The organism is Schlesneria paludicola DSM 18645, from assembly GCF_000255655.1.
Classification (GTDB): Bacteria; Planctomycetota; Planctomycetia; order Planctomycetales; family Planctomycetaceae; genus Schlesneria; species Schlesneria paludicola.
Map to the genome: position 1 here is coordinate 2,963,856 of NZ_JH636435.1, position 22,379 is coordinate 2,986,234.

The 22,379-nt window shown below is 55.9% G+C and carries 15 protein-coding genes; 8 read left to right on the forward strand and 7 right to left on the reverse strand.

The window, feature by feature from the left end:
- The first annotated feature begins 417 nt into the window (after positions 1-417).
- The gene (locus OSO_RS45830; RefSeq protein WP_010586745.1) at positions 418-1,971 is read left to right on the forward strand and encodes a hybrid sensor histidine kinase/response regulator; all 1,554 of its coding nucleotides are present in this window, start codon (positions 418-420) and stop codon (positions 1,969-1,971) included.
- A gap of 164 nt (positions 1,972-2,135) precedes the next feature.
- Here the strand turns inward: OSO_RS45830 and OSO_RS51430 are convergent, their stop codons facing one another.
- Entirely contained in the window at positions 2,136-2,360 is a 225-nt protein-coding gene (locus OSO_RS51430; protein WP_010586746.1) for a hypothetical protein, read from the reverse strand.
- A gap of 183 nt (positions 2,361-2,543) precedes the next feature.
- On the opposite strand from OSO_RS51430, the gene OSO_RS0130655 reads away from it, so the two are divergent.
- The gene (locus OSO_RS0130655; RefSeq protein ID WP_010586747.1) at positions 2,544-2,741 is read left to right on the forward strand and encodes a cold-shock protein; all 198 of its coding nucleotides are present in this window, start codon (positions 2,544-2,546) and stop codon (positions 2,739-2,741) included.
- Between the two features lie 377 nt (positions 2,742-3,118).
- Here OSO_RS0130655 and OSO_RS0130660 read toward each other — a convergent pair whose 3' ends face one another.
- Positions 3,119-5,512, reverse strand: a complete 2,394-nt coding sequence (locus OSO_RS0130660; protein WP_010586748.1) for a hypothetical protein — start codon at positions 5,510-5,512, stop codon at positions 3,119-3,121.
- A 356-nt stretch (positions 5,513-5,868) separates the two neighbouring features.
- On the opposite strand from OSO_RS0130660, the gene OSO_RS0130670 reads away from it, so the two are divergent.
- The 3 genes from OSO_RS0130670 (at position 5,869) to OSO_RS0130680 (ending at position 10,997) form a co-directional block, all read left to right on the forward strand.
- Positions 5,869-8,292, forward strand: coding sequence for a PSD1 and planctomycete cytochrome C domain-containing protein (locus OSO_RS0130670; RefSeq protein ID WP_010586750.1), 2,424 nt, complete (start codon positions 5,869-5,871; stop codon positions 8,290-8,292).
- Positions 8,293-8,303: 11 nt separating this feature from the next.
- Positions 8,304-9,728, forward strand: a complete 1,425-nt coding sequence (locus OSO_RS0130675; protein WP_010586751.1) for a DUF1501 domain-containing protein — start codon at positions 8,304-8,306, stop codon at positions 9,726-9,728.
- Between the two features lie 336 nt (positions 9,729-10,064).
- Positions 10,065-10,997, forward strand: a complete 933-nt coding sequence (locus OSO_RS0130680) for an undecaprenyl-diphosphate phosphatase (protein WP_010586752.1) — start codon at positions 10,065-10,067, stop codon at positions 10,995-10,997.
- A gap of 59 nt (positions 10,998-11,056) precedes the next feature.
- Here the strand turns inward: OSO_RS0130680 and OSO_RS0130685 are convergent, their stop codons facing one another.
- The 5 genes from OSO_RS0130685 to OSO_RS0130705 all read right to left on the reverse strand — a co-directional run bounded on the left by OSO_RS0130685 (position 11,057) and on the right by OSO_RS0130705 (position 16,255).
- Positions 11,057-11,290 (reverse strand): hypothetical protein, encoded by a 234-nt coding sequence (locus OSO_RS0130685; protein ID WP_010586753.1) that lies wholly within the window; start codon positions 11,288-11,290, stop codon positions 11,057-11,059.
- 70 nt (positions 11,291-11,360) lie between these two features.
- Complete coding sequence (locus OSO_RS0130690; protein WP_010586754.1) at positions 11,361-13,100, reverse strand: ABC transporter ATP-binding protein/permease; 1,740 nt, start codon at positions 13,098-13,100, stop codon at positions 11,361-11,363.
- Positions 13,101-13,255: 155 nt separating this feature from the next.
- On the reverse strand, positions 13,256-13,651 hold the full coding sequence (locus OSO_RS0130695; protein ID WP_010586755.1) for a BON domain-containing protein: 396 nt from the start codon (positions 13,649-13,651) through the stop codon (positions 13,256-13,258).
- Between the two features lie 386 nt (positions 13,652-14,037).
- Positions 14,038-15,258, reverse strand: coding sequence for an ABC transporter permease (locus OSO_RS0130700; RefSeq protein ID WP_010586756.1), 1,221 nt, complete (start codon positions 15,256-15,258; stop codon positions 14,038-14,040).
- A gap of 49 nt (positions 15,259-15,307) precedes the next feature.
- Positions 15,308-16,255: an ABC transporter ATP-binding protein gene (locus OSO_RS0130705; RefSeq protein ID WP_010586757.1), complete on the reverse strand. Its 948-nt coding sequence runs from the start codon at positions 16,253-16,255 to the stop codon at positions 15,308-15,310.
- A 677-nt stretch (positions 16,256-16,932) separates the two neighbouring features.
- On the opposite strand from OSO_RS0130705, the gene OSO_RS0130715 reads away from it, so the two are divergent.
- From OSO_RS0130715 to OSO_RS0130725, 3 genes are all read left to right on the forward strand, one after another.
- Positions 16,933-18,657, forward strand: coding sequence for a sodium:solute symporter family transporter (locus tag OSO_RS0130715; protein ID WP_010586759.1), 1,725 nt, complete (start codon positions 16,933-16,935; stop codon positions 18,655-18,657).
- A gap of 200 nt (positions 18,658-18,857) precedes the next feature.
- The gene (locus OSO_RS0130720; protein ID WP_010586760.1) at positions 18,858-20,165 is read left to right on the forward strand and encodes a DUF1015 domain-containing protein; all 1,308 of its coding nucleotides are present in this window, start codon (positions 18,858-18,860) and stop codon (positions 20,163-20,165) included.
- A gap of 166 nt (positions 20,166-20,331) precedes the next feature.
- Entirely contained in the window at positions 20,332-22,308 is a 1,977-nt protein-coding gene (locus OSO_RS0130725; RefSeq protein ID WP_010586761.1) for a prolyl oligopeptidase family serine peptidase, read from the forward strand.
- Positions 22,309-22,379 lie beyond the last annotated feature (71 nt).

Consider the following 22,379-nt stretch of genomic DNA (forward strand, 5'->3'; position numbering starts at 1 on the left):
ACGTTGTCATGCGTTATTTGCGGGGCCAAGCGGGATATCGACCTCGCATTCGTCAGACAGCGGGTGTAGGCTGGGGGCGAGGAGATTGAAATCGCAACGATTAGGCCCGTTGACGCAATCGACGTTGTGCCTTTTTCGGGCTAAGCAGCAGCCTGTTCCCGAATATCGCAGTGTTGTGAATCGAGCCGGACGGCCTCTATTTCTTATCTGAACGTCATGTTCGCGTGACGTCCACTTAACCAATCTGGCACGCCGACGTACGAGAAGGTTCGGCCTTTGCCGCCCATTCTAAATAGGAGAATGGGTTCCATGGCATTGATTAGCGCCATGAGCTTTGCGAGGTGCCGCGGGGCCTGAAGCGGCTCATTTCATGAGCCATGAAGATGGCAAACGATCAGATTTGAAAAGGTAGAAGCAATGTCCTCAGACCTTCCCGTGTCCAATCGAGAACTTGCAGAACGGTTCCATCTGCTTGCCGAGGACGCGAAAGAGTATGCCATCTTCCTGATGGATTTAGCGGGGCGTCTTATTTGTTGGAATGTCGGTGCCGAGCACCTTTTCGGATATCAGTCCGGCGAAATTATCGGACAGCATTTTTCCCGCTTCTTTCCACCTGACGAAATCCTGACAGGACAACCGGAACATGAGTTGAAGACGGCGCTTGCGGAGGGTCGCGCTGACAACAAGTGCTTCCAGGTCCGTAAAGATGGTACGAGGTTCTGGTGCCAGGCGATCGTGACTCCGCTACTCGATGAGCACAAGCAGGTTCGATCGTTTGCGAGAGTCATGCACAATCTGACGGATCATGATGCGTTGGAGGCGCAGCTCAAACGGGGAGATCGGCTGGCAGAGGCCAATCGCAGCAAAGAAGAGTTCATGGCGTTACTGTCTCATGAACTTCGCAGCCCGCTCTCACCAATCGTCAACGCGCTTAGTATCCTGCGACACATGTCGACGACCGATCCCATTATCGAACAAGCCGGGAACATCATCGACAGACAAGTGGGAGTGATGGTTCGGCTGGTCGATGATCTGCTCGACATCAGCCGAATCACCAAGGGCAAACTGCGTCTGACCAAGGAAGAAGTGGAATTGCGCGTCGTGGCCAATCACGCGGCCGAGACGTCCAGACCATTCATGGATGCCCGGAGACACGAATTTTCCGTGTCACTTCCGACGGCTTCCATCTGGGTGGAGGCAGACCCCGCGCGACTGGAGCAGGTTATCGTGAACTTGCTGAACAATGCTGCGAAGTACACCGACACGGGTGGATTGATTCGAATGACCGTCAGCCGAGAGGGGGATGACGCAGTCATTCGGGTGCGTGACAACGGGATTGGGATCGCCCCGGAAATGCTGCCACACGTCTTCGAACTCTTCAGCCAAGTCGACGGTTCGCTCGGCCGATCTTATGGAGGGCTGGGGATCGGCCTGGCATTGGCGCACAATCTGGTCGAAATGCACGACGGCCGACTTCAAGCCGCAAGCCCTGGACTGGGGAAAGGTTGTGAATTCACGATCAAAATTCCCGTCATGCCAAACCCATCGGCGCCGGAGTCCACAACCGCCTTGCTGCCGGGACAACATACCGGTCCTCCGCTTCACGTCCTGATCGTCGAGGACAACGTCGACGCCGCCGACAGCCTGAGTTTGTTGCTACGGCTTTACGGGCATCGGATCGAAGTGGCTCGGACGGGTCCGACGGCGATCGAAATGGCGGCCAATTCACGGCCCGATGTGGTTTTGCTCGATATCGGGCTGCCTGGAATGGATGGCTATCAGGTCGCCAAGCGTCTGCGGGAGCTTCCCAACTTCGCGGGCGTGAAGATGTGTGCGTTGACGGGCTTCACCCCCAGTGACGCCGATCGCCAACGCCAGGAAGAGACGGGGTTCAACCATTACTACGTGAAGCCGGTGGACCTGGCAATGCTGCTTGAACTCTTCAAATCCATCGTCTCAACAGCCACATGAAACGCGCGACGAAGCCCCCGCAAACTGACGTTGCGATGAGAGATTCACCAACGACGACACAGGCCTGAGTGTTTGTGGCACTGGCATTTCATGTGGCCTGACATGCGACCGCGAGAGGTTGACCGCAAGAGTTTGCGTCCACGAGTCCCCCCGCCTGACGAGATTCACTCGTCGTCGTCATCCTCGTCGTCATCTTGATCGTCGTCGTCGTCATCATCATCATCGTCTTCGAAATCGTCGTCCGAGTCAGATTCGTCATCAAAGTCATCGTCGAACTCTTCGTCGTCGCCGAAGTCGTCTTCGTCGTCATCTTCGTCGTATGAGTCAGGAGTGGATGCTGATCCATAGATAAAGTGCTTGACGTCCTCCTCGGTCGCTTGGTCTGGCACGGTGTTTTCCCGTCCTTTTCTTCCGAAAGTTGAAACTTAGAAAATACTTGGGGAGCGTAAGACTGGGGTGACGTGCTGTCAACACGCAGAACGTGGTATGCTAGGTGTATTCACTTGACGGACGCAATTCGGCATCGTCGCCGGAAAGAATCCCGATCACACCTAATTCCGGGGAACAGAGACATGGCCGAAGGTATCATCAAGAAGGTTTTGGACAAGGGATTCGGATTCATCACGACCAACAATGGCAAAGACCTGTTCTTCCATTCTTCGGCCGTTCAAGGGACCGAATTCAATCAACTGAGTGCGGGCCAAAAAGTCACGTACACAGAAGGAATGGGGCAAAAAGGCCCGTGCGCCGAGAATGTGAAGCTGGCATAAGGCGCGGATTCTCGCGAATCTGATCCGTCACGCCCATTCCGAGCCGATTTTTGAAACGGCATTGACCTCGTTCCCAAGCTTCCGCTTGGGAACGCTTCTTACCCTGGATGGACGCGGGAAGATCTCCAGTCACTTTCTTGTTCGGCAGAGACTGAGAGAAGAGGCGTTACCAACGCAGAGCTTGGTAACGAGGGGGATGGATGGGAGAGGATGGACGCGGCGAGGGGGGATGGCGCGGACCTTGCCAATCGATCAACGGGCTCTAACATCCTGCTGAAGTAAGGGGGGACTGGCACCTTGGCGTTGACGATGTCATGGCGTTTTTTATGTTGGCCGGAGCCAACCCCCGTTACTTCAACAGACTGCTAAGCCCAGGTTCAGTTTGTGGGCCTCTTCATGACCCACAATTCGGTGACATAGTGTCGATCGCGCCAGTTGAGGTCGCTTTCGTCCAGCTTTTCCCAGGTCAGGATAATCCGTCCATCCTGAGTTGCTTCGAGTGGGACTTCGAAAATCTGCTCAGTCACTTTGTCGAACGTTTCTCCCGTGGACAGCAGTTTGGCCTTCACTCCGTCGATGACGAGCGGTGATGACCGCTGCGAGAACAGCTTCACGACGTAAGGACTATTGGGATCGAGGTCATTGTACGTCATCGGTTGCGTCAGCCTGTAAAGATAGGCATGCCAGGCTTGGCGAAGTGGCGTCTTCACTTCGCGCATCCATCGCTGATTGGGTGCAGGAACTTCGTCTTCGTGTCGCATGATGTCGCCCGCGGTCAACAGCTTCATGACGCGGGGTGATTTGCCCACGTGCCCCAGCACATCGTAGTAGCCCTGTTTACCGGGATTTTCCCAGTTCCGAACGATCGAGAGCCGCCGGAGTTGGGCTTTCGGATCGGACATCGTTTCGATCTTGTCGAACTGATCTTCCAGCCACCAGCGATTGTTGAGCGGATAGTCGAGAAAATCGAGCACCGCGCCGCGCTGGGAATTGTTCGCCTTGTACTTCGGTACGCTGGTCTGCAGACCAATTTCCCTAAACAGTTCTTCTCCGAACTGATTCAGGCGTTTGATCAATTCGGGTTCGGCGGGCTGCGACTTGGCCAGTTCGAGCACAGCACGCGCCTTCGTCATCGCGGGAGTTGCACCGATCTTGTCAGCCTCGTCGAGCTTCGCGAGAGCCTGACGTTCCAGGTCGGTCTCGTAAATCAAGCGGTTCCGAGTGAAGTACATGTAATAAGCTCGGAAAAGATGCATGCCAAATCGCCATTTGCTTCCCGGCGCGGGAAGACGCTGCTCCATCTCTTTCCAAAGCAGATAGGTCGCCGTGACAGAACCTCGATCGGCCAGAGCACCGCGCGTATCGGATTCGAGCGAGAACAGGCCGTCCGCTCCTATTTCCGCCAGCTCGGCCCCGAAGAAGAATCGCGAATACTCTCGTGCGACATCGCGGGGATTGACGAGCGGATTCCACCCAAGCTGCGTCCAGAGACTCTTGTTGAAGTCATCATGGACGCCGTCAGAATAACTGAGGAATCCATCGGTAAAACGGTAGTCCATCTGATAGATGTCGGTGTAATCGACGGGTCGGGGATTGACCGGTTCACGACCAAGTGTCATTCCCAAAGCAGGGTCAAGCCACGGGATGGGATACTGACAGCGCACGCTGTGCGTAATATCGGGATACCACCGCAACTGGTAGCTTTTTGGCAGTCGTATCCGGGTCGGTTCCATCGGTGGACTGCTGGGTCCCATCACCAGTCCGCCGAACCAGATCGGCTTCTGCTGCTCAAGGTAGTTGTAGAGGAACTCGACGTCGTCCGGCTTGAAGTATTGCAGTGACAGCCAGATTTTCACAGTGGGATGAGACTTCCGCACGAGGGCCGCCGTTCGTTCCAGATGCGGCAGCAGGACGTTCGCCTTGTTGTTGCCGGGGTCACCACCGGGAACGAAAATGGCGTCGAGGCGTTTGATCTTGGTGTAGAACTCTGCTTGCTGTTTCAGGAACTCAACCTCTTTGTCTTCATCTGGAAGGTTGATCAAGACGGGTAGCCAGATCCAATGCTGCAGGTCGTATTTGTCGCACAGTTCGGCGAACTTGATGTTCATTTTGTCGCGCGTATATTTGAACAATGGGCTGGGCTTATCTTCTTGAAACGGGATATTCTCAACCGCGTTCGCACCAAAGATCGCCATCTCGCGAAAGTACTGCTCGTATTGATCGTAGGTCCAGGCGTCCCAGCTATTGGCCGTATCCCGGTACCCAACCTGGTGACCGCGGAGCGGACGGTCGGGCGTTTCTGCCGCCTGAAAATCAGCCCCGATCGAAGCGGCGCCCGACTTCCAATCGACCGATCGAAGCAGCTTGCCCACACCGAACATGACACCGCGCGCGTCGTAACCAGTGATGGCAATTGTGGCGGGCTTTCCGCCTGCTGCCGCGGCCACTGTGATCGCGAACGACTCGGCCTTGGAAGAAACTGTCGAGGAAGCGGTCGAGACGTGACCGACCCAGGTCGGCGAATTCGCGATGGTGGAAATCGCAATCACGACATCGGCCTTGGCGGGCCATTCGCTGACCACTTTCCAGGAAAGTCCCGTCCGCCGGGCAATTTCTTCCGTCAAGATGGTCGAGGCCACCTTTTCGGCAGCAGGAAGATCACCGCTTCGGATGACCACAACCGCGCGCGTCAGATCAATTCGTTCTGCCTGAACCGTCGAGACGACCAGCAGACCAACCGCGAAAGCAATGACTCTGATCAAGCGATGCATCGAAGATCCTTGAATGGGACGATTGGAATGACAACAACCGGGATGTATTTCGGCGAGAATGGATGCTGGTGCACTGTCGCTGCAAATGGCGGGACGACAATGCATTGAGCCAGACTATCGATCTGAATCCGTTTTTCACACCGAAGCTGGCCAGGCTTGCCGAGAATTCATTTCGAAGGCCGACGCAGCCCACTTCACTCGGTTTCAACCCGCGAACGAGCGAACCAACGGCGGTGACCTGTTCACCATTCTTGATGCCGTGCCAGCATCACGGGATGTCCGATTCCACTCGCGAACTCATGACAAAACTGTCATACTGTTGAATGTCTCGCAAATGACTTGTGGAGAGCTAGCGAATGCGATTTGGCAGTCTGATCGTCATTGTCGTTTCAGTTCTGGTCCTGCCGTGCGCCAGTTGGGCGGACGTGGAAGTGTCGACGGAAGAGATCCGATTCTTCGAGACGTCGATCCGCCCGCTCCTGGTCGACAAATGTCATAAATGCCACGGTGCAGACAAACAATGGGGATCGCTGCGTCTCGATTCTCGCGAAACAATTTTGACGGGCGGCGATTCCGGCCCGGCGATCGCACCGGGAGCGCCGGGCGAAAGTTTGTTGATTCGTGCCGTCAGCCATACCGACGACAACGTCAAGATGCCTCCGAAAGAGAAGCTGACAGATCAACAGATCGCGGATCTCACTCGCTGGGTTTCGATGGGAGCCCCCTACCCTGCATCGGCCGCCGCCAAGGGCAAGTACCGCGATCCAAATCACTGGTCGTTTCAACCACTCCAGCGTCCGGCCGTGCCGCTCACACAAAACTCGACGTGGGGACGCGGATCGCTGGACCAGTTCATTTTGAACCGATTGGAACGCGAGAATCTCGTTCCCGCGGAACGGGCGGACAAACGGACGTTGATTCGCCGGGCCACATTCGATCTGACCGGATTGCCGCCGACACCTGATGAAGTCGAGGCATTTTTGCAGGATGACCGTCCCGACGCCGACGAACGATTGTTTGATCGCCTGCTGGCCGCTCCTGCCTACGGCGAGCGATGGGGCCGACATTGGCTCGACGTCGCACGCTACGCCGACTCCAACGGTCTCGACGAAAATATTGCGCATGGGAATGCGTGGCGTTATCGTGACTATGTGATTTCTTCGTTTAATGAAGATCGATCGTTCGACCAGTTTTTACTGGAGCAACTCTCGGGCGATTTGCTGACCGCCACGACCGACGCCGACCGGCATCGCATGTTGGTCGCGACGGGGTTTCTCGCCATCGGTCCCAAGGTGTTGGCAGAAGTCGACGAATCCAAGATGCGGATGGACATTATCGACGAGCAAATCGACGCCGTCGGCCGCGCCTTTCTGGGTCTGACACTCGGATGTGCACGCTGCCACGATCACAAATTCGATCCGATTCTGACGGCCGACTACTACGGTCTGGCGGGAATCTTCAAAAGCACGCGCACGATGGATCAATACACGAAGATCGCGCAGTGGCATGAGAATCCCACGCCGACACCCGAGATCCTGGCACAGAAGGCAGTTCACGATGCCGACGTCGCCAAAAAGAAGGAGACGCTTCAATCGTTCACCGAAAAAGCCGATGGGTTGGTGAAGGCCTCGCTGACGCCTGAGCAGGCGGTGCCGGAAAAACTGGAAGACCGCTATCCCGATGCGACCAAGTCCGAGCTGAAATTGTTGCGAGACGAACTGGCCGCGTTTGAAAAGCTCGCTCCGGTGATTCCGTCGGCCATGGGAGTGACCGAGGACGCGATCGTCGATGTGGCGATTCACATTCGCGGCAACCCACAGAAACTGGGTGACGTGGTGTCGCGACGCGTTCCGGACGTTGTCGCGGGTGTGACACCGCCCCAATTCGCAGCGACATCCAGCGGTCGTCTGGAACTGGCACGATGGTTGGTGAACCCCGAGCACCCATTAACGAGTCGTGTGCTGGTGAATCGCCTCTGGCGGTGGCACTTCGGCAAAGGGCTCGTTCGGACGCCCGACAATTTTGGGATGCTCGGTGAACAGGCGTCGCATCCCGACCTTCTCGACTGGCTGGCGCGAGAAACCATGCGTCAGGGCTGGTCGCTGAAGGCACTGCACCGCCAGATCCTGGGTTCGTCCGTGTATCAGCTCGACAGCCGCGCAAATCACGATCTCATCGAACATGATCCAGAAAATCGACTGTTCGGCCGAGCCAATATCAAGCGGCTAGAAGCGGAAGCGATCCGTGATTCGTTGATTGCCATCGGTGGAGGATTGGATCGAACGCTCGGAGGATCGCTATTAAAGGTGAAGAATCGTGAGTTCTTCTTCGACCATACCTCGAAAGACTTGACCGACTATCACAGTCGACGCCGATCGGTCTATCAACCGATCGTGCGGAACAACGTTTACGATGTGCTGCTATTGCTCGACTATCCCGACGCGGCGGTTCCATCCGGCGACCGGGTCACAACGACGATTGCTCCGCAGGCCCTTCTGATGATGAACAGCGATCTTGTCGCGAGCAGCAGTACGGAGTTTGCTCGTGACTTATTGGCAGAGCCGGCAAGCGATGACTCGGCACGGGTAATTCGTGCCTATGAGATCGCGCTGGGACGCGTTCCCTCACGCGACGAAATCACGGAATCCTTGCAGTTCGTCGGCCGGATCTCCGACGCGGTCAGGCAAGCTGCGGGCGCACCGGAACAGCATCGACAAGTGGCTTGGGAAAGCCTGTGCCATGTCATCTTGAACTCGAACGAATTCGTCTACATCAAGTGAACGAGGTTGATATGCAATCGGACTTGAGCGGTGCGTCTTTGACCAGCAGGGTCTCACGCCGACATTGGCTGAAACAATCGGCGGCAGGATTCGGATCGTTGGCTCTGTCGTCCCTGCTGTCAGAAAGTGCTCTCGCCGCTGACCCGCTGGCATCCAAAGCCCCGCATTTCCCCGCACGAGCCAAACGCATCATCTTCCTGTTCATGACGGGCGGGCCCTCACACGTCGACACGTTCGACCCGAAGCCTCTGCTGGACCGCGACGATGGCAAGCCCCTGCCGTTTGCAAAACCGCGTGTCCAATTCAACAGCACCGGTAATCTGCTCAAATCGCCATGGGCATTTCGACAATACGGAGAATCAGGTGCCTGGGTCAGCGATCTGTTTCCTCACGTGGCCCAGTGCGTCGATGACATGTGTTTTGTCCATTCAATGCACGGCACGAACCCTGCACACGGCGGAGCACTGCTGAAGCTTCACACGGGCAGCGATAATTTTGTGCGACCGAGTATCGGCTCTTGGATCAGTTATGGATTGGGAACGGATAACAGCAATCTGCCAGCATTCGTGACGATTTGTCCGACGCTCGGCCATGGCGGAATCAATAATTGGGGATCGGCCTTCCTGCCCGCCGCCTATCAAGGAACACCACTCGGCAACGCGAGTGTACCTTCAGACAAGGCGCGCGTACGTTACATCAGCAATTCCGTCGTCTCACGCGAGGTCCAGCGGATGCAGTTGGAACGGCTGAACCAGATGAATCGCGAGCATCAGGCGGTCAGCGGCCTGGAGCCATCACTTGAGGCTCGAATCAATTCGTTTGAACTTGCATTTCGTATGCAGACCGCGATGCCGCTGGTTGAAGACCTGTCGAGCGAGTCTGAAGAGACGCAGAAGCTGTACGGCATGGACGACCCGGTGAACGCCAACTTTGGCCGGATGTGCCTGATGGCACGTCGATTCGCCGAACGGGGTGTGCGTTACATCCAGGTGACTCATAGCGATAGCAACGTTCAATGGGATCAACACAGCGACTTGAAGAACGGTCACGAGAAGAACGCACGCGAGGTTGATAAACCGATCGCCGGATTGCTGCGCGACCTGAAAGCGCGCGGGTTGCTGGAAGACACACTGGTCTGGTGGGGCGGTGAATTCGGCCGAACGCCCACGGCCGAAGGGCAAAACGGACGCGATCACAATTGCGAGGGATTCACGATGTGGCTGGCGGGCGGGGGTGTCAAGGGCGGGCTGAGGTATGGCTCGACCGATGACTATGGCTACTACGCAGCCGAGGATAAGGTTCATATCCATGACCTGCACGCCACGATCTTGCATCTGATGGGGTTGGACCACGAACGGTTGACCTATCGCTATGCGGGTCGCGATTTCCGCCTGACGGACGTGGAAGGAAATGTCGTACATCAGCTGTTCGCTTAGCAGCCTGTGGCAAGCCGGCTCGACGCCTCAAATTCTCATAGACGCATCGATCCGGCCCATCAATTACGGTGGATTCGTAAGCTTGCTCGTGCGTGACCTGCGCCAATGTCCTTGACGCGTCGAGGCATCCTCGTCATCGTTCCTGCCACTTGAATTGATACGGTCCGATGGGAATCCGAAAGAATTACGCGGAGACCGTATCGGTGTGTTGAGGGAACGGGGACAGGCACCTTGCGAAGCCAGTCCCCGTCCCCTCAAGGCGCCTCATGATTTTCGGCCGGTTTGTTGTGTTGCCCGGATCGTGTCATCAAACTGGACGCCTTTGGAAAGAGCTGAATGAAGATTTCGCGGACGATTGTTTGCCTGCTACTGATGGCAATTCTGTTGACGGCACGTCAGGTGTACGCGCAAACCGAGGCCAGGGTCGAATCGCCCGAACCAGCCCGTGCAACGCTGAGCCCGTTCCAGGCGGTGGCGCTGGGATTTGTCGAGGGAGTGACGGAATACCTTCCGGTCAGTTCCACCGGCCACCTGCTGATTGCCGTGCACTTGCTGGGAATGGACACCACCCAACGACAAAAGGACGCGGCCGAATCGTTGGCCATCTGTATTCAATCCGGTGCAATTCTAGCGGTGCTGGTGCTGTATTTCGGCCGAATCCGACAGATCGTCGCGGGCATGTTGGGACGCAATCCCGAAGGCCTTAAGCTGCTGTTCAACTTGCTGGTTGCATTCTTTCCAGCGGCCGTTATCGGCCTGCTGTTCAACAAATGGATCAAGGCGCATTTGTTCGGTGTCATACCAGTTGCCATCGGCTTGTTCGTCGGCGGCGTCCTCATTCTGGCTCAGTCTCTGTTTGGCATGAAGCAGAACCAAGACACCGGGAAAGAATTGACGCAACTGTCTGTTCGTGACGCACTGTTTGTCGGCATCATGCAATGCCTGGCGTTCTGGCCGGGGTTCAGCCGCAGTCTCGCGACCATTTTGGGATGCCGGTGGACCGGAATGCGGATGATGGCCGCCGTTGAGTTCAGTTTTTTGTTGGGGCTGGTCACGCTGTCGGCAGCGACCGCTTATGAAGGATTGAAGCACGGAAAGGATATGATCGCCGACTATGGCATGACGACGCCACTGATCGCCCTTTTTGTCGCCTTCGTCGCGGCCGTCGTCAGCGTGCGATTCATGGTCGGAGCACTCAGCAAATTCGGATTGAGTCCGTTTGGCTACTATCGAATCCTGCTGGCACTCGCATGCCTGTACTGGCTGTGATTCTGCCGTCCCGGTTTCCAGCATTACCGGATACAAGAGCGGGACTCATCCGACACGACTTATTGGCTGTTCGTCGTACTTTGCGTGTTTCCAACGTGATCAGGTTCATCGGGGGCGGCGCGGGGTGATCCGTCGGGGTTTCGTTCCGGCACACCCAAGTGTTGGCCGCCCTGTGGAGCCCACGCGCCACTACTGCCGAATGGCCGATCTTCATCGAGTTCGATGCCCTTCGAGACCTCGGGTTTGCCTGCTGCGGAATGAGCGGCCTGTTTCGATTTATCGCTGGAAGTCATCAGTATTTTCCTTCTCGCGGATGCGGATGCGATCACGATGGGATGACGCTCGCCCTGCAAGCGAGCCCCATCAAAGTGCAGTTGCTGCAGGTGAAGAGTTGTCTTCCGTGATTTCTGCCAGGTATTCGCTCGCGTCCTGGATGTGCCATTTTCCTTTGCCCTCCAGAACCAGAACGTGCGTGTGATATTTCGCAACTTGCGGGCGGTGACTGACGCTCACGATCGTCGCGTTGCTTTCACGCAATTTCTCGTACAAGCTCGCTTCATTTTTCTCATCGAGCGCGCTGGTTGCTTCATCAAGGATCACATATGGTTTTTCGGCGAGTAAGACCCGCGCGAAGGCCAAACGCTGTTGTTCACCCAGTGACAGCAATTTTCCCCAATCGGCATCAACGTCCAGGCCGCCGCATCGCTCAATCAGCTTCGGTAGATTCACCGATTCGAGAATCTGCTGAAACTCTTCATCGGTGACTCCATCACGATTATTCGGATAAAGCAGTTGCTGGCGCAGGCTGCCGATAATCATGTAAGGCCGCTGGGGCAAGAACAACATGCTGTCCAAGGATGGCCGCGTGACGGTTCCGTCTCCCGTATCCCACAAACCGCCGAACACACGTAGCAAAGAGCTCTTGCCGCCGCCGCTTGGCCCCACGATCAAGAGTCCCTCACCTTCACCGATGGACAACGACAGGTCTGCGATTAACGTTCGTTTTCCGTCGGGCGTCTCCACGGTCAGATTCTCGACCGAGAACTGCGGCCCCTCAACGGTTGAGACACGTTTTCCCTCGTCAGGGACCTCATTGGCTTTATTTTCAAGAATCTTCGCAAACCGATCCAGGCGGCTGATTCCCGCGGCAAAGTAGCTGAGTACGTCGAACTTGTTGACGACGATATTTAACGCCCCGAAGATCGCAGCGAATGCACCGGTCGCTTGAACGACGCGACCAATTTCGATCTCCCCCGCCATGACGCGGGGTGCGAGAATGATTCCGGGAATGATCATCGTGGCCGTGATGAATGAATACTGGAACACGTTCAAGAAGAATTGCCAGTTCACCAGCTTGTTAAAGTTCTGGAAGACTTCCGCAAATTTGTCGCGAATGTTTTGCGACTCCTGTGCTTCACCTCGATAAAAGGCGATCGATTCGGCATTTTCGCGAACGCGAACCAAACTAAAGCGTAGATCGGCCTCACGTCGCAACTGGAAGAAGTTCAGTCCGACCAGGGGCCGTCCGAAGATGAGCGTGGTGATACCCGTTCCGATCGCGGCGTATACGACAATGAAGTAGACCAGAATGTGCGAGATCGACCACAAGACACCGCAAAATGCAATCAGTTGCAATGCGGTTTCGATGAAGATCAATAGGAAGTAGATCGACTTTTGCGTAAACGAATTGATGTCTTCCGAAATACGTTGATCGGGATTATCGATTTCCGCGGAATAGGTCAGTTTGTAGAACGCCGTATTACTGAAGTAATTGCCGACGAACCGCTGCGTCATCCATCGTCGCCAATAGTTCGACAATCGATCCCGAACAAAGTAGTACAACCCATAGATTGGAACGGCGACCGCAATGAGTGCTGTCGCGTAATAGATCGATCGCCAATAGCGATCGGAATCGCGGGCGGCCAGAGCAGACGAGAACTCGCCCGTTTGCTGGTTGAGCAACACGCTCGCGGCGGTATTCGTGAGCATCAAGACGACCAATAAGACGAGCAGGCCGCGAGCAACCCACTTCTCATCAGAAAAAAAATACGGCTTTGACAGGACGACAAAGCGCGGTACGAGACGAGAATTCAGTCGTGCCATGGTTGTCAAATGACTTAAAAAAAGTGGTTGAGCAACGGCCGCATCAACGAATCGGCCATTCGTGCGCGCAAGGAACGGGGAACCGATTTCGGATCGGCCCAGCCAGGAAAGAGCGTATTTTGCAGAACGGCATCGAGCGTTCCGCGTGGATCGGACTATTCCACTTCGACCCAGTTGTCGACATGATCCGCGCCGGCGATCGATTCAGCGATTTCACCGGCTTTCTGCTTTTCTTCGAGCGTTTTGACCAGACCGGTGAGTGTGACCTTGCCATCGCTCGTATTGACTTTGATCTGCTCCAAACTGACCGCCATTTTCGAATCCATCATGCCCTTGCGGATGTCCGCAGTCACCTGCTCATCACTATTGGACTTTTCCTGATCAAGCGGCTGCGTGGAGCTCGACGATCGATGTTCGCTGGGGCTCACAAGTGACTCCTCAGCCGTTGGAGTTGTCTTCGAGACCGGAGGTTTATTGGCGGTCTGGTTCGTCGTCTCAGAGCAGGCGGAAACACAAAGCAGCAAGAGGCCGCTGATGGTGAGGCGTCTCATCGTTCAGTTCCCTGGTGTGAGCGGTAATGTTCATGGAGTTGTCCATGACACCGCTTATGCAAAGCGCATACCATCACTAGAAACCGAGTCAGAAGTTCTGTCACTCTCGCGGGAAAAAGCGTTTGACACGGAGATTTTCGGAACAATGCGTGAATTCAGGCAGGAGGCATTTCCACAGTGAATGGCATTGGGCACGCCAGAATGAGTTCCGACCGGCCAAACGTCATCCAAGCTAACGATTTCGCCATTTCAGGGCGTGGACGAGAGCTTCGCCGAGGGACGACTTAGACGACTGTTGAAGCCAGGGGGACACCCACCCTGGCATTCATGATGTTATGGCGTTTCTTCATCTGGCCGGAGCCAGTCCCCGGTCCTTCATCAGTCGGCTAGATGTGGTACTCGAGCTTTCGAAATCTGATCCAACCGAGGATGAATGCGATCACCCCAAAGCCCAACAGCATCAGACAACATTCGCCGACCACATTCAGACTGGGGTGCGGATGCGTCAGCAACTCTTGGTAGGCGATGAGGGCCCAGGCGTGAGGCGTTCCCAAGCTGACCGTCTTCATCAGTTCCGGCAGCCAGTCGCGGGGCATGTAACATCCGCTGATGCCGGCCAGCACGACCACCAGAAACGTGGAATACGATGCAACCTGGGATTCGGTCCGAACAAATGTGGCGAGCAGCAACCCCAGCCCCGTCGCCGACACCGCGGTCGTGATGATGACAGGGATCAGCAGGAAGGGATAAGTGCCCCACGACATGCCAAACATGATCTTGCCCGAAAGAAACAACAGGCTGCTCTGGGCGATCGAAATCAAGAGGAACGGAAGCGTCTTCCCGCAGAGGAGTTGCGAAGGAGTAATTCGCGTCGTCTGCATCCGTTTCAACGTCCCGAGCTGTCGCTCGCTGATGAACGAACTGGCCATGATATTCACCAGGAAAAAGGCGAACATCACGATGAATGCGGGGACGAGTGTCTGATAGATAATGCTTGATCCGGACTTCACGACCGCGATGACAGGTGGTTTCGGCAGCGCGTCCTCGGCATGTCGCTCTTTCATGCGATCGATCAACCGGCGCAGCAACGGATTTCGACGGACAACTTCGGGAGAAACGACCTTAAGCACGGCCGACAACACGACATACTCGACAAGATCGGAAACGCCAACATACGACGCACCACTGAGAACCTGCATATCGAGGGCCTCAACCCCCTGTGAGAGTTTTCCATTCTGAGCATCGAAGACATCGCTAAGATCGAGTTCCTCGACCCGATCATCAAAATCCTTTCCCAGAACGATCACGATACCGCTTCGCCCATCTTGCAGGCGGATGGCAGCATCATCACGCGTCGAAATCTTATCGACTTTCAATCCGCCAATCATCGACAGGTCGTGATAGACCTGCTCGGACAACTCAGTTTTGTCTTCATCGACGAGTCCGATTTTGATCAGTTTCAGTTCGTCGCGTGTGGACAACAACTGGCCGGTTGAGACCCCCAGAATGGCGATAAAAACCACCGGCAACGCCAGCAGCGTATACAGCGCGCCCCGGTCTTGCAGGATGATGCGAATATCTTTGATCGTCAGGGCCCAGATACCCATTCAGTCACTCAACTTTTTTCAATGTCGGACGGGGTCAATATGGGAATTCTCAATCTCGCAATTTACGGCCCGTCAAGCTGAGGAATAGCGTTTCGAGGCTGGTTTCCTGCGACGTCATTCCCAAGAGCGGAACTTTCGCGTTTTCCAGGAGCTCAAGCACGGTACGGATCCTTCCACGGTGTTCACCATTTGCATCTTGCAGGTTCTCCCGAATACAAACCCGCCTGGCCCCATGGCTCGCGTCTTCCACCTTGCCATAGTGGCCGAGTTTCGAGACCAGTTCTGCGGGAATCGGTCCGACGGTAATGCAAAGATCGATCTGCGATCGGTCGATGAGTTCGTCGAGCGTTCCCTCACGCAGTTTGCGGCCATGATCGATAATCATGACACGCTGACAGACGGCTTCGATCTCTTCCATGTAGTGCGTCACATAGATCACGCCGACTCCACGCTGGCCGAGATCACGGACGCAGTCGAGCAGATTGGATCGTGACTGCGGATCGATTCCGACGGTGGGTTCGTCGAGCACCACAAATTTCGGTTCATGCAGTAATGCGATGCCAAAATTCAGCCGCCGCTGCATGCCACCGGAAAACGTCTTCGGGGAATGATGGGCATTCGCCGTCAAGCCTGTCAGATGCAAGACATCATCAATACGTTGACGCAAATACTGACCACGCATCCCATACAGCTCGCCGAAGAACTGAAGATTCTGGCAAGCCGTCAGCTCGGGATAGATGGCCAGTTCCTGCGGAACAAGGCCCAATTGTGTCCGAAGTTCGGGATTACTGAGGTCGTACTCTGTTCCATCGAACGAAATCGAGCCTGAATCGGCTTTCAGCAATCCGACGATCATCGACATGCACGTCGACTTCCCGGCGCCGTTGGGGCCGATCATTCCGAACACTTCGCCCGATGCCACGTGGAAACTCACGTCATCGACGACGGTTCGATCACCATAGCTCTTCGTGAGGTGGGAAACTTCCAGCGCGCTCATGGCACCTTAATCTTCGTAGCAACAGACAATGCTTTAATCTCACTGCGTGTCGTTTCAATCTCACTGCGTGTCGAACTTCGAACACCGAGCGGTCGCGCCTCGTTGTTGCGGGGTTCGTCCCGACGACATACGTTCGGGTCCGAATGTCTGTCGATTTGGGCTCGTTCAATCGATGCACAGGACCAAAGTTGTCCCAAGTGCGGGTCTCAACTGCAATCCAAGCGGCCTCGCATCTTCAAAAGCACGACAAGATGAACGGGATTGCCGCTGAAAAGCCCCCGATTTCACCTAACTTTCCCCCGAGCGAGGGGCGCGCGTTAAGGTCGACTTCCGACCCAGATTTCTGTTCGTGTCCACGTCTCGGGCCGAGCATCTTGATCGCTTTGGGGCTCTCGATTGGACTTGGCACGAGCTTACGCGTTGTGATGGACACTTTCCCGTTCCAACGTCCATAAGTCTCGTTTTGCGGCCATGGGATCGCCCCTGCCCGACGGTTCTTCGAACCGACAATTCCGGCGTTCACTTCGGCTTCCCGCCCATCAATCACATGCGCATTCGTTGATTCGTCAGTGCGAGAGCCGTACTCTCATGAATGGCGCTGGTCGCCGTTCATCACCGACCGATTGAGTTGTCCGCTCAATCGCTTGCATCTCGATCGACGTTTTTGAAAGCGGTCCATGAATTCAGCGACACTGTTTGTCGGGCTGGTTTTTGCCGACGTTCGAACGGCGCCCCCTCCACGAAACGGTTTGCAATGGATCGACTTTTTGTCGGTCGGTGCGTATCTGCTGGTGACGATTGGGATCGTCTACTGGTCTTCGCGCAAGTCGGATACAACGAGTGAATTCTTCCTTGGCGGTCGCCGGATGCCCTGGATGGCGGTCGGACTGAGCGTCCTGGCGACACTGATGTCGAGCATCTCGTACATGGGGGTGCCGGGCGAGATGATCAAGAACGGCGTCGCCATGTTCGCCCAGTACCTGGCACTGCCGTTCAGCATGATGGTCGTCTTGGGTGTCTGGGTTCCCTTCTTCATGCGTCTCAGATTTACCAGTGCGTACGAATATCTTGAGCGTCGATTCGACGTACAGACGCGCGTGATTGGCAGCTTGCTCTTTTTCCTGCTGCGAATGGGCTGGATGTCGATGGTGACCTATGTCGGCTCCCTCGCCCTGACACAAATGCTGGGGACACTCGTTCCCGCTGGGATGTCTGACCCGCTGCTCAGTCTGTTGGGCGGTTCGCCCGAAACGCCCATTCTATTTCGCGAGACGCTGCTGTACTGGATCGTCGTGGTCGTCGGACTGTCGGCCACCGTCTACAGCAGTGTTGGCGGATTCCGAGCAGCGATCTGGAACGATGTCCTACAGTCGCTCATGTTGTTTGGAGGGACGATCGTGACATTGGGATACGTGTTCTGGACAACAGGAACCGGCCCCTCAGACTGGTGGAGGATCGCGGCGGAGAATTCCGGTGAGCATACCAAGCCAATTATTTTCAGTTTCGACCCAACGGTCCGGATGACGGTGGTCACGGCCGCAATGCTCAGTTTCTTCTGGACGATCTGCACGCACGGTTCCGATCAAGTCGTTCTGCAGCGGTACTTTTCCACAACGTCGCTCAAATCCGCACGGCGAAGCTACATCGTGGCAGCTCTGACCGATTTGACGATTGGCGTGCTGTTGGCGCTGTCTGGCCTAGCCCTGCTCGCGTTCTATCTGCAACATCCGAGTTATTTGCCCGACGGCATTTTCGTCACGGAAAACGGACACACCGTTGTGAAGCACGGCGACCGAGTACTGCCGCACTTCTTCGCGCATCAACTTCCCGCAGGAATTGGCGGTGTGATTCTGGCGGTGCTCTTGTGCGACGCGATGCAGACTTTGGTTTCCGGCGTCAACAGCATCAGCGCCGTCTTCGCGGAGGATTTATACGGCCGAATTCGCCCCGACCAAAAGCCGCTCCTCAGCGATGTCGGATTTGCGCGTTTTCTGTCTGTGATCGTGGGACTCGCGGTAACCGCATTGGCGACCGGCGTGGCCTACCTGGCACAGCATTCGGGACGAAACATCATTGATATGATGGCCCCCGCGTTCAATATGTTTCTGGGCCCCCTGGCGTCGCTATTCCTGATCGGCATGTTTCTGAAATGCGACGGACGTGTCGCGAAACTGTCGGTCGCCTGCAGCATCTTGATTTCGTTTCTGTGGAGTTATTGGCAGATCCTGTTCGGTACCAGTTACCAGCCCTCGATTACGCTGACCACCGCCGTGCCGTATCTGGCCGGGTTTGCAATCGCCGCCCTGCTTGGATGCCTGCTGAAGACACCGGCCAACCATCCCGGTTTGGCCTATACATGGTCTGAAGTCATGAAGCGACCAGCGCCAATGAGTGACGATTAAGAATCTCGCGATGCTCGTGACGAACGGCTCGAATGGCGAGGTTTTCGCTGAATTGAGCATTTCCCTTCCCTTCTTGGAGTCTCGCCCTGCGGGTCTTTTGACCCAGACCTTGAACCCCGGTCCGACATCCTTCATTGTATGCGCCTTGTCGGACAACGGAGTCCGCTTCGGTTTTTGATCGCAGGAAGGCTGTTTGAAAAATGGTTGATGTCAGTCCGTTTCGTGGTTGGCGGTACGACGTCTCTCAGGTGGGCGATCTGTCCGATGTGATTACCCCTCCGTATGACGTCATTGACACGCAGTTCCAGGATCGCCTCTACAAGGTCCATCCGTGTAACTTCATTCGTCTGGAGCTCAATCGCAGCGAACCCAGTGACACCGATGCCAACGCGAAATACGGCCGCGCCGCCGATTTTCTGAAGCACTGGAAGCTCGACGGCGTGCTGCAGATGGAGCCGGAAGATGCGTTGTATGTCTATTCTCAAGAGTTCACCTGGGAAGGATCGACTTATATTCGCGGTGGCTTCATGGCGAGAATTCGCCTCGAAGAATTCGGTACCGGCAATGTCTTTCCGCATGAACAGACACTCTCCGGACCAAAGTTGGATCGACTGATGTTGATCCGAGCCACAAATGCGAACCTGTCTCCGATCTTCGGACTTTACCCCGACGAGACCGCATCGGTGCAGCGAATCCTGGACGACGCCTGCCTGAAACTGACTCCGTCGCAGGCCACGGATCATCTCGGCGTCATCCACCGCCTGTGGGTGGTCACCGATCATCAGGTCATCGGTCAGGTCAAGGCGGGCCTGCGTGATCAACCCGTCTTCATCGCCGACGGTCATCACCGCTACGAAACCGCGCTCAACTACCGCAAGGAACTGAAAGCCGCAGGAAAGCTGAACGACGATCAGGCGGCCGCGAACTTCGTCCTGATGCACTTTGTCGGAATGCAGGATCCGGGCTTGCAGATTCTGCCGACGCACCGACTTGTTTCAGGATTACCCGCCACACTGACGTCCGGCCAAGTCGCCGAAGCACTGAAATCGTGCTGCGAAGTCGATGTCATCGGTCAGGGCGACAAGGCCGCAACGGAGACTTGGGAACTGATTGAGGCTGATGGCGGTCAGGATGTCTTCGGATTCGGCACAGCGGCGGATGACACATGGCTGTTCGTTCGCATCCTCGACAACAGTCTGATGTCGACGCTCGCCGCCGACCATAGCGAAGCCTGGCAATTGCTGGGAGTCAGTATGCTCCACCGGTTGCTGCTGGAAGAGTTGATCTTGAAGAGCGTCGGCGGTGATCCGAAATTCCAATATGTGCATCGACTGGACGAGACCACAGCGGCACTGCACGCCAAAACGCATCAGCTTGCGTGTTTAGTCGCACCGGCCACGATCGAGGATGTTCGTGAAATTGCCGCCGGTCGCGAGACGATGCCGCCCAAAAGCACGTATTTCTACCCGAAACTACTCTCTGGATTGGTCGTTCATTCGTTGTCGTGATCCCCAAACTTCGGTCGACGTTGGGCTGGTCCCGCCATCGCAGCACCAGGTCACCATCGCCGGAGACATGTGACCGCTCCCCCGCATTGACGAAACTGTTAACACCGCGTCGTTCAACCCGCCAACCTTCCCCCCCTGCACTGCTGCCTCCTGCGAAGGACATCTAATGGACGTTCGTATCGATCGATTGCTGCTGGTCGTCGGATTGATGATCCTGGTGACTGGCCATGGGCTGGCCGATGGCCCCGCGGATAACTCGCTGGATCAAGTGCGCCGCGTTCCGAAGCTGGGAATCGACGTTCCCGAAGCAGACCGTGCCGAGCTAACCGCGGGACTGCAAGATCTTCAGAAAAAAATTGATCATCTCCGCCAACTCAAGTCGGACAAGGTGAACTCACTTTTGCCCGACGTGTTGATTTATCATCGCGCCGTGGACCAGGCTCTGCGCTATCAGGAGTTATTCGACGCGAAAGAGATTCCGATTGCCAAGAAACTGCTGCAGCAAGGGATTCAGCGGGCAGATGAATTGACAGCAGGAGACGCTCCCTGGACCAGGCAGACGGGAACGGTGGTTCGGGGTTACATTTCGAAACTCGATCAGACCGTCCAGCCGTATGGACTGGTGGTTCCCGCCAGCTACAAGTTCGATGGAACCGACAAGATTCGCCTGGATGCCTGGTTTCATGGTCGAGGTGAACTGCTGAGCGAGCTCAATTTCGTGAACGATCGCACGCGGTACGCAGGTCCGATCTCGCCCGCAAATACGCTGACCTTGCATCTCTACGGTCGATACTGCAACGCGAATAAGCTTGCTGGTGAAGTCGACTTGTTCGAGGCGTTGGACGCAACGAAGCGGCAGTACCGAATCGACGACGACCGCATTTCCGTACGTGGTTTCTCGATGGGTGGTGCGGCCGCCTGGCAGTTCGCGGTTCACTATGCAGACCAATGGTTCGCGGCCAATCCAGGTGCGGGATTCTCGGAAACCCCCGAGTTCCTGAAATTCTTCCAGAAGGAAACGCTCAGCCCGACCGTCTATGAGGAAAAGCTCTGGCGAATGTACGACTGCCCGGGATATGCAGCCAATTTGGCGCAATTGCCGACCGTGGCCTATAGCGGTGATATGGATATTCAAAAGCAGGCCGCGGACATCATGGAAACCGCGTTTGAACGCGAAGGGATGAAGTTGCTGCACATTATCGGCCCAATGACCGGCCACCAGATTCATCCCGAATCGGAAAAGCAAATCGAAGCCAAACTAGCGGAGTGGGCCCTCAAGGGCCGCAACCGCACACCGGCAAAAGTGCAGTTGGTCACCTTCACGCTGAAGTACAACTGCATGTACTGGCTGACAATCGACGGCATGAATGAGCATTGGAGCGAAGCACGTGTCGTCGCCGAACCCGTGGACGGTGTCCTGGCAATCACGACGCGAAACGTGTCGGCCCTGAGTGTGACACCGCCCGCTGGAGCACCCAAACAAGTTCGGATCGACGGTGGAAGCGCACTCGACATTCCCGCGAACGGATCGTTTGTTCGAGAAGGCGGCGCCTGGAAAGCGGGGCAACTGTCTGGCCTGCGAAAGAAGCACGGCTTGCAAGGTCCGATCGACGATGCCTTGATGGATTCGTTCATCTTTGTGAAGCCCAGCGGAAAGTTTCGCAACGAAATGGTTGAACGCTGGGTCAACGCCGAATTCGAACATGCCGTGACGCACTGGCGACGGCAAATGCGCGGCGACGCGATCGTGAAACTCGACAGTGAGATCACCGCAGAGGACGTCGCGAACTCAAACCTGATCCTTTGGGGCGATACCCAATCCAACTCGGTGCTGGCAAAGATTGCCGACCGACTGCCCATCCTCTGGACGGGGCGCGATATCGTGGTGGGTGATCGCACCTTCGATGCGGCCAATCACGCACCGGTGGCCGTTTACCCCAACCCGCTGAATCCGGAACGATATGTCGTTCTGAACAGCAGCTTTACCTACCGCGAGTACGACTATCTGAACAACGCACGTCAGGTACCAAAGCTACCCGACTGGGCCATCGTTGATCTGCGAACCCCGCCGAACGCCCGCTACCCCGGCAAAATCGTCGACGCCGATTTCTTCGACGAACGCTGGAACGTCAAGGCGCGTTGAGGAATCGTTGAGGTTCCGCAGGATGAGTTTTCCTCGTAGACCCCACCCTGCACAGGAGGGGTACTGCTCGT